We start from the raw sequence: 15,262 nt of genomic DNA on the forward strand, positions 1-15,262 counted from the left end.
CTTAGCTTATTGATTCCCCGAGCTTGAATCAATACCAATGCTCACTTGCAATTTAACAGCTTAAAATAGAACAAAAAATAATTAATAATATAATCAGCCTTATGTGGGGAAATATGGTTCAGCTCACTATAAAACAAAAAATAGCTCTGGGTTTTGGTTCCATCGGTATACTTTTAGTTATTGGCAGTAGTTTCTTTTACCGCTCGCTTGCGCATATACAAACTGCAAATACCAATATTGCTACTGTTGCTGTACCTGTTCAAAATTACTCAAATGAATTACAAGTCACGCTATTACAGCTCGCCAAAACCGGAAGTTTAGCTTTTTCTTTATCAGCGACAAATGAAATCCAAACAAGCTACCAGCAATTTAAAGCGTTGGAACAAACATATCAGCAGCTCAACCTTCAACTCACAGATAAGGTGAGTCATCGCCCCCAAATGAAAGCCAGTTTAGACACAGCTAACAATGCTTATCAGCAATACTCTCAGCAATCTAACTCTTTATTTAACGCTAAACTTGCAATTGAAACTACAAGGGCTGCATTCAACGCATTAGAGAGTGAGTTTATTACAGCAAGAAACAATGCCAGCAATAACACTATCGATTTGGAAATGTTGCAAGTTCCTAGTGAAGACTTACAGTTATTAGAAGAAGTAACAGGAACAGGAATTAGAATTGACGATGCACTCTATACGCTAGGTAACACTATGCTTGAGTTGCCAAGACTAACATCACTAACCGAGCTTAAAAACCACCAGCAGGATGTCGCGATAATATTAAGTAACATCAGCACCTATGCTGTTTATATTAAACAGCAAGCAGCGACTTTACCTGCCGAGGCACTACTTGAAGATTTAGACAGTCATCTAGCAAAAATAAATACCTTACTCGCCGAGCCTGCCACACTGTATAGCGCTCAAGAGGCTGTCATTAATCAGCAACTGCTAGCTCAAACCAATTACCTCGCTTCCAACAAATCCTTTGAAACCAGTAATCAAGCACTTGAGCAAATAGTGACAATGGCGAATGAACGTTTTACCGAATTAATGCAATTAGCCGGCGATGAGGTGGTTACAGCGCAAACCTTAGCTGTTTCAATGGCGGTTATTTTTATCGTGATGGCTTGTCTAATTTACTTTTTCACTTCAAAAGCCATGCTTGGACCACTCACCGCGGTCAATCGGGCGCTATCTCGCATAGCCAGTGGCGATCTTTCCAGACGGCTAACTAAACGAAATGAAGATGAGTTTGGCTTGCTAATGGATAACATCAATAAGCTTTCTGATGATTTAGCACTATTACTTAAAAACATTCGTAAAGATGCGATTCTACTTGATAAAGCCGCCACTCAGTCACAAAACCAAGGTCAACACATTGCCCAATCCGCAGACAATCAAATTCAGCAAATTGAGCAAGCTAAACAACTAGCTGAACACATTCATCACAGCTCAGGCACAGTAAACAACCAAGTTTATGATGCTGAAGAGCAAATTAAACGCGCTTCAGAGCAAAGTGGTCAAGTTAAAGTTATTGCTAACACCAATCGCGAGCGTATCGAAACCTTATCGACAAGTCTTTACGATTCTGTGGGTATTATGTCTTCGCTAAGTAATCACAGTGATAATATTGGCGGGATCCTCGTGACTATTAGCGCTATTGCTGAACAAACTAACCTTCTGGCGTTAAATGCTGCGATTGAAGCAGCCAGAGCTGGCGAGCATGGACGAGGCTTTGCAGTGGTTGCCGATGAAGTGCGATCCCTAGCTTCACGCACTCAATCATCTACATCAGAAATTCAAACCATGATTAACGCCCTGCAACACGAAACACAAAATGCAGTCGGCGCCATTTCCCAGGGACAACAACAGGCAAAAGATTGTGTCTCACAAAGCCAAAGTTTAAATGATGCAATTGAGCAAATCGAGCAAGCACTAACAACGATCAGCAGTATGAGTCAGCACATCAGCCAAGCATCAAATGAACAGCTTAATTATAGTGAAAAAATTGAGGCTACCATGGCTGAAACCACTGAAACAGCACAGCAAAATGCTGCTGAATCCAGCGCGATGGCTAAACGAAGTGAAGAGCTAAATCAGCTAGCTCACTCATTAAGTACCTCTGTTGAAAGGTTTAAGCTATAGCAATAAAAAGTCACAGACTATCGAACAACTTACCTGTTCAGCCTGTGACTTTTTGTTTATTTTTGTGTTTGTTAACGCTTAACTATTTAAATGCCATATGTGAAAGCCATAATTAAGCATAAGTTGAGATAAACTCATCTAAATGCTCGTTAGCAATTTCAATATCATCACCAACAAACTGGGCAATATGAAACAGCGCTTCGCCTTCATTTGCCACAGGAATATTGGTTAGCCCAATAATGATGCCGTCAGTTGGCGAGCGTAATTCTGTCACTTCGCCGCCTAATGGGTTAACAACGTTAGCCAGTAAACATCCTTTGCTGACTCGGGCACCTATTTTACGTTTAACATTAACTAAGCCGTCCGCTTCACTTCGCAGCCAATAACTGCGGCTTGCATTAATCGAGGCTGTTGGTTTTAGCTTACTGGCTAACATGCCTAAATACCGCATCACGTTTAACACGCCCGTTAAACCTGACTTGATCGATAAATCACTAAACCTAAGCGCCTCACCTGCTTCATATAAAATACAAGCAATGCCTTTTTCATTAGCATATCCACGCATCGAACCTTTTACTGACTTAGAGTCCATAATCACCGGTGCGCCAAATGCGGTAGCCATTGCCATCATGACTTCGTCATCAGTATCACAACGGATCTGAGGGAAGTTATCACGATGAATAGCCCCAGTGTGTAAATCTATAATATGAGTCGCTTTTGTTAATAGCTCACTTGAAAACAAATGAGCTAAGCGACTTGCAAGGGCACCTTTTGCACTTCCAGGAAAACACCGATTTAAATCGCGTCTATCTGGTAAATAACGAGATTGATGAATAAATCCAAACACATTAACAATAGGCACAACCATTAAAGTGCCCGTTAATGTTTTGATATTGATTTTATCAATTAATCGTCGGCAAATTTCAATGCCGTTAAGTTCATCACCGTGAATTGCGGCGCAAACTAACAACACAGGCCCAGGTTTTTTACTATGAAACACTTCAACATGCAGCTCTAAAGGCGTGTCGTTATACAATTTTGCTGCGGGCAATTTGATGCTGGCACGACTGCCAGCATCAATACTAAACTCACCAATTGTAAACGCTTCACGCATAGGCGCCATTAACCAATCCCTTTAGTTTTGGTGCTACTTGGCTTCGCATTTTTTTCAATAAACTGAATAATCTTTTCAGCAACATCAATACCGGTAGATTGCTCAATGCCTTCCAGACCCGGTGATGAATTCACTTCCATCACTAATGGACCATGTTTTGAGCGTAAAATATCAACACCGGCCACATTTAACCCCATTGTTTTAGCAGCTCGAATGGCGGTTGAACGCTCCTCAGGGCTTAATTTAACCACTGTCGCTGTACCTCCACGGTGCAGATTTGAGCGAAACTCACCTTCGGCGCCTTGACGCTTCATGGCTGCAATCACTTTGTCGCCAATAACAAAACAGCGAATATCCGCACCACCCGCTTCTTCGATGTATTCTTGAACCATGATATTGGCTTTAAGCCCCATAAAAGCTTCAATAACACTTTCTGCCGCTTTGCGAGTTTCAGCAAGAACAACACCAATGCCCTGTGTTCCTTCAAGCAACTTAATCACACATGGTGCACCGCCAACCATGTCGAGTAAATCAGGCACATCAGCAGGTTTATTTGCAAACCCAGTAATAGGTAATCCTATACTTTTACGCGATAACAGCTGTAAAGAGCGTAACTTATCACGCGAGCGAGAAATAGCTACAGACTCATTTAATGGATGTACGCCCATCATTTCAAATTGACGTAAAACCGCGGTGCCATAAAAAGTGACTGACGCGCCAATACGTGGAACAACAGCATCAAATTTAGGCAATTCCTCACCACGCATATGAATGCTAGGCGCCATCATATTAATGTTCATATAACAGGCGAGTGGATCAACGATTTGTACTTCGTGACCACGAGCAATCGCCGCTTCTTTAATACGACGAGTTGAATATAAGTTCTCGTTGCGAGACATAATTGCAATGCGCATGCGCTAAGCTCCAAGTAAGTAGGTTGCCGAAGAGTCAACTAAAAAGCGTCCAGCTAACGCTCTACGACCCAGAAGCATTCTAAATTGCATATTGTCACGTTGTGTTAACGTGAGTTCGATATCAAATTGTTGTTCACCAATAATGATCGGGGTTTTAACCACGTAACGATTGGTAATGTGTCCACCAGAGTCTTTCACATGACGGCGATCAAATACCGCAAACTCATGTATCACTTCTCTATCCGACTCTTGCTCTGGGTGTATCCACACCTTGATCCAATCTTGCTCATTTTTAATAAACGGTTTAATTCTAAAAGCATGCAAACATGACGTTTTGGCACCGGTATCAATCTTCATATTGACCCTTTCATTGCCTATTTCAGGAAACGTCGCCCATTCACACCAGCCAAGAATTTCTAATGCTTTATTTGTCATGTTTAACCCTTGCATAAAGAACGTAATCATTAATTTCTACAGTAAAAAACAACCAAAACCTTAATCAAGTTAGGCCGTATATTCACTCAATACAATACCAAGCATTGTATAAACAATCACTTAACTCGATTTAACAGACCACATAAAATTGCTGTCAATCGGTTTGGAAGCGCATAATACTCCTAAAGTTAATAATTACTACAAAAATATTATTAATTTATAAAAAAAATCATACCTGACAGTCAATAAGGGAGATAAAGAATATAACTGAAACAGCCAAAACCACTACAAAACTTAGCGTATTACTCTACTTTAAGCCAAGGTAACTGAAAATCGTTGTTTTAACACTCACTAACAAATTACAACTTTGCACATAAAATGACCAGCGTGATTTGTCACTTTTATATTACGCACCTCAACACTTAGTTGCATCTCAACCAACAGCAAAAATTGCAACTATTATTCAGTATGGCACACTGACACCTCTGCCAATTCATTCAATAAATGACTGTATTAAGCGCAGTAAAACATATCAATTTACCGTGTGAGAGTATTATGTTTAACAAAAGTGGCTTTGAGTTTTTAGAACAACTTGCAAACAACAATGACCGAGAATGGTTTAAAGCCAATCAGCAAGATTATGAAGATAAAGTCAGAACGCCGACGTTAAGATTTATCGAGGCGATGCAAGGGCCAATACTGAGCATTTCACCAAGGCTAACTGCTGTCCCTAAAAAAGTCGGCGGCAGTATGATGCGACCACAACGCGACAGTCGTTTTAGCAAAGATAAAAGTCCTTATAAGCTTAATGTCGGCATTCAGTTCAGGCATTTTCAAGGTAAAGATGTCCATGCACCGGGTTTATACTTGCACTTAGCCAATGATGGTTGTTTTCTTGCTGCAGGGATTTGGCACCCTGAATCTAAAGCCTTAAATGCCATTCGTCATTGCATTGATGAAAACCCAAACGGCTACAAAAAAGCATTATTGGCGTTAGAGAAAGCGGGATTTGAATTATCAGGGGATAGTCTTATTAGACCTCCACGAGGCTTTGATAAAGCCCACCCACTGATTGATGAGTTAAAGCGCAAAGACTTTATCGCCATAAAACCCATCACTATTGACCAAGTGTGCAGCAATGATTTTGTCGAGTTTTGTGCAACAGAGTTTAATCACGTCAGTTCATTGATGAACTACCTTTGCTTTGCGTTAGAGCTTGATTTTTAAAGTAGCGTTTTGAATCAGTGCAAGCCTATATGAAGTACCGAATCATTTCGCTCTAATGGACTTAAGCTTAAATATACTTCAGTTTTAATAAACTTTAGCTTTAATAAACAGCATTCATTCCACCTACAGTTCAAACATCGTCACACTGTACTTCTATGTGGCGATAATTGATTTCTAAACTGTATCTTTCCTATATAACAACCTATATTATTCAATACAATAGAAACAAAAATTCAACATAACAATTTCCTTTGAACTCTCCCCTTTGAACTCGATAGCTTGCATGTTCGAAGTAATGACAGGGCTAGTAGATGATGAAACAAGACTTCAGTACTACCAAAGCAATGACGATTCAACCGTTCATCTTTTTCATCAGCCTTATAGCCTTGACACTGTTACTGTCCATACCTTCTGCCATGGCGGCATCTGCAAACGTGAAATCAGCAGTTAATCGCGCCGAAACAAAGAATACTGGGGTTGAGAAGTTGATCCTTCCCTATGTGTTTAGCACTGACTCTATGGGGTTAAATGTGGGTGTTGGTGCCATGGTCAGTGGTTATCATCAAGAACAAATGACCATTGGCGGTACCGTTTATGGCGGCGATGTCAGTTATGGTGCTGGTGCGGGAGTTTGGAACTATCGTTTACCTAAAACAGACCGATTCTTTATGAGCTTGGTCGGCTTTATGGGTTATTACCCGCAACAAAAAGCCTATGCTGGCGGAGCCGGTGAATACATCCCAGCGGGAACACCATTGCCAGGTAGCAATGACTCATCAAATGAGCAATTTCTGCAAGCTGATGGCGCATCAAATTGGTGGGATATAAAAATTGAATACACACTTCCTATCGGCGCAACGCGTGATAAAAGCACAGTGACCTATGACTTAACTAGAGGACTGCTCACCTCTGAGCCCACTGGAGGCAGCGTTTGGAACCCAATGGAATCAGGCGCCACTGTTGCCGTGCTAAGGCAATTTAACCGCTATGAAAGTTTTGAGCTTGATGATGGTGAACTTGATGGGGCAATTCACGCTATTGAGCTAGGGCTTTTATACGACAATACGGATTTTTCAATCAACCCCAGTTACGGTAGTAAACAGTATGTCGCTATTTCACATGATGCAGGTTGGTTCGAATCAGAAAAACAATGGACTTTTATTGAGTTTGAAGCCAGCAAATACTTCTCATTTGGTGAGTCTGAATATGCCTCGCAACGTATTCTTGCAATGAATTTTTGGACAGGTTATTCACCCACTTGGGAGCTTGAATACAACGAGGAAGGTGGAAGAATAGTCACCAACAATGCCCCGTACAGTGAAGGCGCAACCTTAGGCGGTTTCTATCGTATGCGAGGTTTTGATAATAAGCGATTTCACGATAAAGCCTCTATTTATGCTACAGCAGAGTATCGTTACACCTTGAAATACAACCCCATTGAGGACGTTAACTGGCTTAAGTTTCTTCGTTTAGATTGGTTTCAATTGGTCGGCTTTGTGGAAGCAGGTAGAGTTGGTGAGTCATATACAGCCGATGAATTACTTACTGATATGAAGTACGATTACGGGGTATCACTAAGAGCACTAACCGCAGGGATAGTTGTAAGACTTGATGTAGCGCAATCAGATGAAAGCACCAATGCTTGGGTCATGGTAGATCATCCTTTTTAATCAAACTTTAAATAGCCACTTTCGATAGAACTATTGCCCATCATGTTTACTAACAGGTTTTATCTGAGTGGTGATACGTATTCAACCCCATTTAAAGACATGGTAAACTGCAGCTCAATTAATTTCGTGTTACCAACAGCTTTCAAAACCTTTTGGTAACCACTGTTTGAGTCAATAATGCAGCCAGCTAATCATTCCCAAATACAAGCCACAACACCCGCAGAAAAAAGAGCTCTGAGCTATTCGAGCACCATTAAAAAACTCTTTGATGAAGTGTTAGACACTAAAATGCCTGCGGATAGAATTGTTGCTAACTACTTTAGGGAACATAAAAAGCATGGTTCGAAAGATCGTCGAGTGATCCGCGAAACCTTATTTGGATTATTTCGTTGGTGGGGATGGCTTAAACAGTTAGGTTCGCAACATGACGAACAAACCTGGTTTAAGATGCTGAGTTGTTGCGCCCTATTAGAGCAACATAACTGGCAGCAATTTGCTGACGCTTGGCAAAGTTTTTCAGGTTTTAGCACTGAGCAACATCAAATCATTACAGATTTCATGACTCGGGCTGATCTTACAATACAAGAAGCCAATGCCTTATCTGTTAGCGATAGAAACCAGCTAATGAATCAACTATTTGCTGCTATTGAATTTAAAGAGCAGCAGTTAGTACCAGCTTGGTTCTGGGATGTTTGCCCAATTGAAAATGAAGTTCAACAAATTAAATTGATCGAAGCGATGAGCTCACGTCCACCGATTTGGGCGCGAGTGCAAAAGTACGATACTCACAAAGCGATTAAAGAGTTACAACAAGCCCAGATTGACGCAAATGTAAGTGGTTACTTCGATGATGCTATAAGCCTTGGCAGTAAAAGCATTAATTTAAATGAAGTAAAACTTTATAAGAACGGACAACTTGAAATTCAAGATTTAGCTTCACAAGTGATCGGTAATGTCTGTCAGCCCAAAGCAGAAGAAAATTGGTGGGATACGTGTAGTGGTGCAGGCGGTAAAACCTTACAGCTTCGCTCAAAACAATTACAAGACGCTAAAGGCTCAAAGTCAGCTGGTAGCATCATCTCATCAGATATTCGCTCAAAAGCCCTTGAAGAGTTAAATAAGCGTGCTAGAAGAGCTGGATTTGACAATATATCGATCGCCCGCTGGAAAAGTGATGAACTGCCAGTGGATAAAAATAGCTTTGATGGTGTATTAGTCGATGCGCCTTGCAGCTGCACCGGGACATGGCGCAGAAACCCTGATATGCGCTGGATTGATGACAGAAGTTGTGTCGATGATAGACCTGAGCTTCAGTTAGATATTCTCACCCGTAGCGCCAAAGCAGTTAAATCTGGTGCAACTCTGGTTTATGCCACCTGCTCATTATCACCTCTTGAAAATGAGGACGTCGTTAAACAATTTTTAGCAACTAATAATGACTTTGAACTTGTAGTGAGCACTCACCCTTTTACTGAGCAGCAAAGCGAGCACATCACAGTTTGGCCTTATGAGGCCAATAGCGATGGAATGTATGTAGCGAGAATGGTGAAAGCTTAAAATCACTTACTGAGCTAAAACGCCTAACTACTAATCATAAAAAAACCTAGCAATAAGATGCTAGGTTTTTATTTTCGGTTTTAACATCACACAATTAACTTGATGCTTTAACAGCCTCGGCAATTGACTCTGCCTGTGACTGAGTCATATCGGCATCTGTCGACTCTACCATCACTCGAATTAACGGTTCTGTACCTGACTTACGCAGTAATACTCGACCTCTTTCACCCATAAACTTTTCAGCAGCCACAACCGACTCCTGAACCGAATCAGAAGCGATTATTGCATCTGCATTATCAGCATTTAAGCGAACGTTGATCAGTACTTGAGGAAGTTTAGTCATGCCAGATTTAACATCTGCTAAGCTTTTACCTGACTCAATCACCGCATCAAGTACTTGAAGCGATGCAACCACACCATCGCCTGTCGTAGTGTGTTTCAAGCTTAAGATATGGCCTGAGCCTTCACCGCCCAATTGCCAGCCTGTCTCTTTTAATTGCTCGACAACATAGCGATCGCCAACTTTAGCGCGGACAAAAGGTATGTCCATTTCTTTAAGAGATAATTCAAGGCCTAAATTAGACATCAGCGTGCCTACTACACCACCTTGTAATTCACCTTTAGCTTGCGCTGCTTGAGCCAAAATAAATAGAATTTCATCGCCATCAACTGCATGACCATTATGATCAACAAACAAGACTCTATCGGCATCACCATCTAACGCAATACCGAGGTCAGCTTCATGAACCATCACAGCGGTTTGCAGACTATCTAAGTGGGTTGCACCACAACGTTCGTTGATATTAAGCCCATCTGGTTTGTCATTAATGCTAATAACTTCAGCACCAAGTTCAGCATACACTTCCTTAGCAATGTGATAAGCCGCGCCATTGGCAGAATCGACCACAATTTTAAGGCCAGTCAATGATTTATCTTTATCAAATGTGCCTTTACAAAACTCAATGTAGCGACCTGCTGCATCTGATATACGACGTACCTTGCCCAATTTATCTGAATCAACACACGTCATCGCACCATGATTAATCGCTTGATCAAGTAAATGCTCGATTTCTAACTCTTGAGCATCATTTAATTTGGTACCTGAGTTTGAAAACAACTTGATACCATTGTCATAATAAGGGTTGTGGGATGCACTAATAACCACACCTGCATCAGCTCTAAAAGTCGATGTTAAATAAGCAATCGCTGGCGTTGGCATTGGCCCAACGAGCGCACAGTTGATGCCTGCCGCAGAAAAGCCTGCTTGCATCGCCGTTTCAAGCATATAACCACTAATGCGAGTATCTTTACCGATAATCACTTCTTTGGTGCCTGCTGACGCTAAAACCGTCCCTGCAGCCCAACCTAACTTCATCGCAAAATCAGGCGTTACCGGAAACTTTCCAACTAAGCCTCTTACGCCATCAGTTCCAAAATACTGTCGAGACATAACTACTCCAACTAAAAAAGCCAACTAATTAAAGTTGGCTTTAATAAATAAACGCTAAAAACTATTTAATAAGTTTAGCAATTTCTTGGGTAAATTCAGAGCCTAATTTAGGGTCGCGCAAACCATATTCAACAAATGCTTTCATATAGCCTAATTTGTCACCACAATCATGTGATTTACCAGTCATATTAAATGCTTCAACTCTATCTTGTTCAATTAGCATATCAATAGCATCGGTCAGCTGTATTTCGTCGCCAGCACCTGCTGGAGTTTTTGCAAGTAAACCCCAGATCTTTTCTGATAAAACATAACGACCAACAACTGCAAGGTTTGAAGGGGCACTTCCAATCGCAGGTTTTTCAACCATGGCGACAATCTTTGCAGACTCACCAGAAGCGATTGTTTCACCACTACAGTCAGCAATACCATATTTATTTACCTCAGAATCAGGAACTGGAGCCACCATAATCTGACTTGCAAAACTGGTTTGATAACGCGCAATCATGGCTGCTAAGTTATCTGTTTTTTGATTTGCAGTATATTCATCTAAAATAACATCAGGCAGAACAACCGCAAAAGGCTCATTACCAATACATGGTTTTGCGCATAACACAGCATGACCAAGGCCTTTAGCTTCACCTTGGCGCACATGCATAATAGTAACATCTGCAGGGCAAATAGACTGAACTTCTTCTAGCAGTTGCCTTTTAACACGTTTCTCTAAGGTTGACTCTAACTCATATGAAGTATCGAAATGGTTTTCAATGGCATTTTTACTAGCATGAGTAACTAAAACAATTTCTTTAACTCCTGCTGCAACACATTCATTAACGATATATTGAATAAGCGGCTTATCAACAATTGGAAGCATTTCTTTTGGAATTGCCTTGGTTGCAGGCAACATCCTAGTTCCTAATCCTGCAACTGGAATAACGACTTTCATATTTCATCCTTAATGTAAATTATATTTTTATAAAATTCTTATAAGCTGCTATTTTACATGAATTATTAACGTACAACTCTACTCCACAGCGATAATTTTTTTGACTACCATCACAAATAAAAGGGGTGACTATGTGCCAAAAAACTCCCGTGCTTCGAGGTATATTAACTGAAGGTTCATTTGCAAATATTGGATAATCATATCCAGTTATTTCAAGTTCAAGTACTAATGCATCAAAGAATATTTGAGCAATTAGCTCAATCGATGCACCTTCAGGTGTACGTAACTGAACACAACTAATGCAGTGTTCAACAGCCTTATTCAAATCATGTTCTAACATCAATTAGACTATTAGTAATATTGATATATAGCATCAATAAATTCATTCAATTTCTCTTTGGGTAAGCGATTGACTCCTGCAGCTGCCGAACGTCCACCACCAGTGTCAAACTGACTACAAATATCACCAGCCCCTTGCTTATTAGCTAATGGAGCTCGTAAAGAAACAGTGTATGTTTCATCATTATTATCTGTTAATACCGCATGGGCAAGATCCGGAGATTGATTCGCAAGATAATTTCCGTAAACACCACTGATACGCTTTGCCCAGACAGTATTAGGAAGTTCAAAAATAGCGAGTTTTTTATTTAAGACTAAGTGAGCAATAGACTTTGCATTTTCAAAGTCAGACTCATAAGCCGTTTTAAGTTTATAAAAAGGAGAACTATGATCTTCAAAAACGTCAAAAGGACATGAATAAACTAACAAGGCTTCAAACAGTTTTGCAGGTTCATAATGCAAATCAGAGACAGTTGAACCATAACCATTATAATTTATTAAAGTGCCTAGTTCTTTTAACTGCTCCGACTGAGCTGATGATAAACCTTGCTGAAGACACAATTCATCAGCTTTTGCGAACAAGTTATCGCCATAAGCCGCTGTGATGGCCCAATTACGATATTGGCCATTTAGCAGATTATCAATAATTAAAGAAGTGCAGGTATTAGCATCTAAATCAATATGAGCATCAAGGTTTTCACTGGTAGGAATGTCACCACTGCGATGATGATCGGCATAAAATACTGAGGCACCATCATCGATAACTTGCTTTAACGCTTCAATGTTTTTTTCCATTGAAATATCTAATACAGTAATGACATCGCCATGATTAGCCTTAACCTGCTTTAGAAGCCCAATATCTCTTTTAACACCGGTTACAAGAGTGCTCTTTTTAGGGCTTGATAGACGAAGTTGTATTAACGCAATTATTCCGTCGGCATCACCGTTAAAAACATCATAGTTCATTAATATCAATCCTTCGAAATATAGTTGTTTGTAATTAAGTATTCAATCACTTGCATAGCACAAGCTTCAATTCCTTTATCAGCAGTCAGTACTTGTATCTCTGCTTCATTCGGCGCTTCGTATGTCGAATCTATACCGGTAAAGTTTTTAATCTCACCTGAACGGGCTTTTTTGTATAACCCCTTAGGGTCACGTTGCTCGCAAACTTCAATTGGAGTATCAATGAAGACTTCAATAAACTGACCTGGCTCCAACTGTTGACGCACCATATCTCTGTCTTGCTGAAAAGGTGAGATGAATGCCGTCGTGACAATTAATCCTGCATCAACAAATAACTTTGACACTTCTCCTATGCGACGAATATTTTCAACCCTATCCGCATCAGAAAAGCTTAAGTCTCCATTCAAACCATGCCTAACATTATCCCCATCAAGCACATAAGTTTTGCAATTAAGTTCATACAACATTCTATCGACAGCATTAGCAACGGTAGACTTTCCTGAACCACTTAAACCAGTGAACCAAAGTACTGCAGGCTTATGACCATTTTTCTTAGAACGGTCTTCAAGACTAACGCTGGCATTATGCCAAACTACATCTGATGACTTATCACCAGTAACTTCTACTTCTTTATATGGACTTTGAGACATGAAAAATCCTTAACTTTTTCAAGTTTAATTCTTATTAATAAAACGGGAAAAATATGGGTACAGCGATAATTACAATTGCGCCATATACTAAGCTGACAGGCAAGCCGATTTTAATAAAGTCTTTTATTCTATATTGCCCTGCGTTAAATACCATCAAGTTAGTTTGATAACCATACGGGCTGACGAAACTTCCGCTAGCTGCAAAAGCAACAGTCATAACAAATGGTAAGATATCCACGCCAAAACCGAGCGCTAGACTATAAGCAATAGGGAACATTAACGCCGCAGCCGCGTTGTTAGTAACCAGTTCCGTCATTAGCCAAGTCAAAACATAAACCAATATAAGTGCTAAATAGACATGTTCTTTATCAACACTGTGATTTACAAACTCGCCAAGAACATCAACAACGCCAGCATTAACTAACGCGTGAGAAAGAAGAATTGCTGAAGAAACAATTAACCAGATATCAGTGGGTAATCTTCGCATTATTTCATTGACATTTAATGCCTGTGTGAACAGTAAAGCGCCAAGTAAAATAACTAAGCCTTCAAGTAAGTCAATCGCACCAAACGCAGCTAAGCCAATGGTAGTAATAAAACCTGCAACAGAAAGCCAAGCTTTCCAACCGTTTAATCTTACTTCGGTTTCAACCCCAGATAAGACAATAAAGTTTTTGCTAATATTTCGACGAGATTTGAAATCATCACCTACGGCGAGAACAAGGAAGTCACCCGCCTTGATTTGCACATCGCCTAACTTACCTGAAATTTCTTCGCCATCCCGCCTAATCGCAACCACAGCAGCATCAAATAAAGCTCTAAAACCTAGGCTTTTGATGGTGCGCCTCACTAGAACGCTTTCTTGACGAACAACCACCTCAGTTAGGTTTGAGTCTTTTAGTTCATTCTTATGAGCAAAGGTTTCTAAACCTGAAAACTGACTAAGTTGGCCAACTTTAGTGATATCTCCACTAAAAATTAACCGATCATGCAATTTTAATATCTCATTAGGTGAAACAGGACTAATCAACCTTCCTTCTCGAACCACTTCAACTAAAAATAGTGACTCTAAATGTCGTAATCCATTATCTTCAACAGAGCGATTGATAAGCTCAGAGTTTTCAACAACTTTAGCATCAATAAAGTAACCTTTTGAGTTGTCCATTTCATGCTTATTTTCAGGTAAAAAACGGACGCAGATAGCCAAAACTAAACCACAGCCAATGACCAACATTAACCCTATTGCGGTAAATGAGAAAAACTCAAGAGAGTGCCCTTCTGCATCGATAAACAAGCTGTTGACGATTAAATTTGTAGAGGTACCAATTAACGTCAATGTACCTCCAAGTATTGCAGCATAAGATAAAGGTAATAGCAGTTTGCTAGCAAAATGGTGAGGGTTATTTCGAATAGGGGATAAAAGTGTTGCGACTACAGCAGTATTATTTAATAGCGCTGAACAGGCCGTTGTAACAGCAAAGAGTCTAACAAATGTGGATTTATAACTGACTAAGATAACTTTAGAGGCGATAATCCTTAATAATCTGGTCTTTTCTAAAGCAAAAGAACAAATAATCAATAGGATTAAGGTTATTAATCCTGGGTTTGCAATACTTGAAAGCAATTGTGCTTTCGAAACCAAGCCCATTGCGACTAAGGAAATTAATGTAAGACCAAAGACTGCTGCAGGCCGACTTTGAAACTTTAATAAGCCTAGAATAGTCAGCAAAAAGAGCGCAATAGTGATATAGGCATCTATAGACATAAGTTCAACATTTAAAATATGAAAAAACAATAAAAAAGGCTGCTAGCAGTTTAATTGCATCGCAGCCTTTATAGCTAGCACTATAAGC

Annotated in this window: 13 protein-coding genes; 4 read left to right on the forward strand and 9 right to left on the reverse strand. The window is 40.1% G+C overall.

The annotated features are described in order from the left end of the window. Positions 1-113: 113 nt before the first annotated feature. Positions 114-2,144, forward strand: a complete 2,031-nt coding sequence (locus FNZ24_RS05360; protein ID WP_153913433.1) for a methyl-accepting chemotaxis protein — start codon at positions 114-116, stop codon at positions 2,142-2,144. A 112-nt stretch (positions 2,145-2,256) separates the two neighbouring features. On the opposite strand, the gene FNZ24_RS05365 is transcribed toward FNZ24_RS05360, so the two are convergent. The 3 genes from FNZ24_RS05365 to FNZ24_RS05375 are packed head-to-tail and all read right to left on the reverse strand — an operon-like array spanning position 2,257 to position 4,607. Next, on the reverse strand, positions 2,257-3,267 hold the full coding sequence (locus FNZ24_RS05365; RefSeq protein ID WP_153913434.1) for a succinylglutamate desuccinylase/aspartoacylase family protein: 1,011 nt from the start codon (positions 3,265-3,267) through the stop codon (positions 2,257-2,259). Continuing rightward, on the reverse strand, positions 3,267-4,172 hold the full coding sequence (rimK, locus tag FNZ24_RS05370) for a 30S ribosomal protein S6--L-glutamate ligase (protein ID WP_153913435.1): 906 nt from the start codon (positions 4,170-4,172) through the stop codon (positions 3,267-3,269). The genes FNZ24_RS05365 and rimK overlap by 1 nt, the downstream gene beginning before the upstream one ends. Before the next feature lie 3 nt (positions 4,173-4,175). After that, positions 4,176-4,607: an ATP-dependent zinc protease gene (locus tag FNZ24_RS05375; RefSeq protein WP_153913436.1), complete on the reverse strand. Its 432-nt coding sequence runs from the start codon at positions 4,605-4,607 to the stop codon at positions 4,176-4,178. Positions 4,608-5,162: 555 nt separating this feature from the next. Between FNZ24_RS05375 and FNZ24_RS05380 the strand changes: the two genes are divergently transcribed. From FNZ24_RS05380 to FNZ24_RS05390, 3 genes are all read left to right on the forward strand, one after another. Further along, entirely contained in the window at positions 5,163-5,834 is a 672-nt protein-coding gene (locus tag FNZ24_RS05380; protein WP_153913437.1) for a DUF2461 domain-containing protein, read from the forward strand. 311 nt (positions 5,835-6,145) lie between these two features. Continuing rightward, positions 6,146-7,504 carry a BamA/TamA family outer membrane protein gene (locus FNZ24_RS05385; RefSeq protein ID WP_228768390.1) on the forward strand — a complete coding sequence of 453 codons (1,359 nt, stop codon included), beginning with the start codon at positions 6,146-6,148 and terminating at the stop codon, positions 7,502-7,504. A gap of 177 nt (positions 7,505-7,681) precedes the next feature. Beyond that, a complete protein-coding gene (locus FNZ24_RS05390) occupies positions 7,682-9,061 on the forward strand; it encodes an RsmB/NOP family class I SAM-dependent RNA methyltransferase (RefSeq protein ID WP_153913438.1) in 1,380 nt (459 codons plus the stop codon). A 94-nt stretch (positions 9,062-9,155) separates the two neighbouring features. On the opposite strand, the gene glmM is transcribed toward FNZ24_RS05390, so the two are convergent. The 6 genes from glmM to FNZ24_RS05420 all read right to left on the reverse strand — a co-directional run bounded on the left by glmM (position 9,156) and on the right by FNZ24_RS05420 (position 15,174). Then, positions 9,156-10,511 carry a phosphoglucosamine mutase gene (gene glmM / locus FNZ24_RS05395; protein WP_153913439.1) on the reverse strand — a complete coding sequence of 452 codons (1,356 nt, stop codon included), beginning with the start codon at positions 10,509-10,511 and terminating at the stop codon, positions 9,156-9,158. 61 nt (positions 10,512-10,572) lie between these two features. Further along, complete coding sequence (galU, locus tag FNZ24_RS05400; RefSeq protein WP_153913440.1) at positions 10,573-11,454, reverse strand: UTP--glucose-1-phosphate uridylyltransferase GalU; 882 nt, start codon at positions 11,452-11,454, stop codon at positions 10,573-10,575. A 19-nt stretch (positions 11,455-11,473) separates the two neighbouring features. Continuing rightward, positions 11,474-11,794: a hypothetical protein gene (locus tag FNZ24_RS05405; protein WP_153913441.1), complete on the reverse strand. Its 321-nt coding sequence runs from the start codon at positions 11,792-11,794 to the stop codon at positions 11,474-11,476. A gap of 11 nt (positions 11,795-11,805) precedes the next feature. Then, complete coding sequence (locus FNZ24_RS05410) at positions 11,806-12,759, reverse strand: DHH family phosphoesterase (protein ID WP_153913442.1); 954 nt, start codon at positions 12,757-12,759, stop codon at positions 11,806-11,808. 5 nt (positions 12,760-12,764) lie between these two features. Beyond that, complete coding sequence (gene cysC / locus FNZ24_RS05415) at positions 12,765-13,409, reverse strand: adenylyl-sulfate kinase (RefSeq protein WP_153913443.1); 645 nt, start codon at positions 13,407-13,409, stop codon at positions 12,765-12,767. 34 nt (positions 13,410-13,443) lie between these two features. Further along, complete coding sequence (locus tag FNZ24_RS05420) at positions 13,444-15,174, reverse strand: SLC13 family permease (protein ID WP_153913444.1); 1,731 nt, start codon at positions 15,172-15,174, stop codon at positions 13,444-13,446. Between the last annotated feature and the right edge of the window lie 88 nt (positions 15,175-15,262).

The sequence above is a fragment of the Shewanella sp. TC10 genome, from assembly GCF_009663145.1.
Taxonomy (GTDB): Bacteria; Pseudomonadota; Gammaproteobacteria; order Enterobacterales; family Shewanellaceae; genus Shewanella.

Bases quoted from the DNA above. Each gene is read 5' to 3' on its own strand.
- FNZ24_RS05380 (WP_153913437.1), top strand. From the start codon at position 5,163: ATGTTTAACAAAAGTGGCTTTGAGTTTTTAGAACAACTTGCAAACAAC.
- FNZ24_RS05420 (WP_153913444.1), bottom strand. From the start codon at position 15,174: ATGTCTATAGATGCCTATATCACTATTGCGCTCTTTTTGCTGACTATT.
- FNZ24_RS05385 (WP_228768390.1), top strand. From the start codon at position 6,146: ATGATGAAACAAGACTTCAGTACTACCAAAGCAATGACGATTCAACCG.
- rimK (WP_153913435.1), bottom strand. From the start codon at position 4,172: ATGCGCATTGCAATTATGTCTCGCAACGAGAACTTATATTCAACTCGT.
- FNZ24_RS05405 (WP_153913441.1), bottom strand. From the start codon at position 11,794: ATGTTAGAACATGATTTGAATAAGGCTGTTGAACACTGCATTAGTTGT.
- FNZ24_RS05360 (WP_153913433.1), top strand. From the start codon at position 114: ATGGTTCAGCTCACTATAAAACAAAAAATAGCTCTGGGTTTTGGTTCC.
- glmM (WP_153913439.1), bottom strand. From the start codon at position 10,511: ATGTCTCGACAGTATTTTGGAACTGATGGCGTAAGAGGCTTAGTTGGA.
- galU (WP_153913440.1), bottom strand. From the start codon at position 11,454: ATGAAAGTCGTTATTCCAGTTGCAGGATTAGGAACTAGGATGTTGCCT.
- FNZ24_RS05375 (WP_153913436.1), bottom strand. From the start codon at position 4,607: ATGACAAATAAAGCATTAGAAATTCTTGGCTGGTGTGAATGGGCGACG.
- FNZ24_RS05390 (WP_153913438.1), top strand. From the start codon at position 7,682: ATGCAGCCAGCTAATCATTCCCAAATACAAGCCACAACACCCGCAGAA.
- cysC (WP_153913443.1), bottom strand. From the start codon at position 13,409: ATGTCTCAAAGTCCATATAAAGAAGTAGAAGTTACTGGTGATAAGTCA.
- FNZ24_RS05365 (WP_153913434.1), bottom strand. From the start codon at position 3,267: ATGGCGCCTATGCGTGAAGCGTTTACAATTGGTGAGTTTAGTATTGAT.
- FNZ24_RS05410 (WP_153913442.1), bottom strand. From the start codon at position 12,759: ATGAACTATGATGTTTTTAACGGTGATGCCGACGGAATAATTGCGTTA.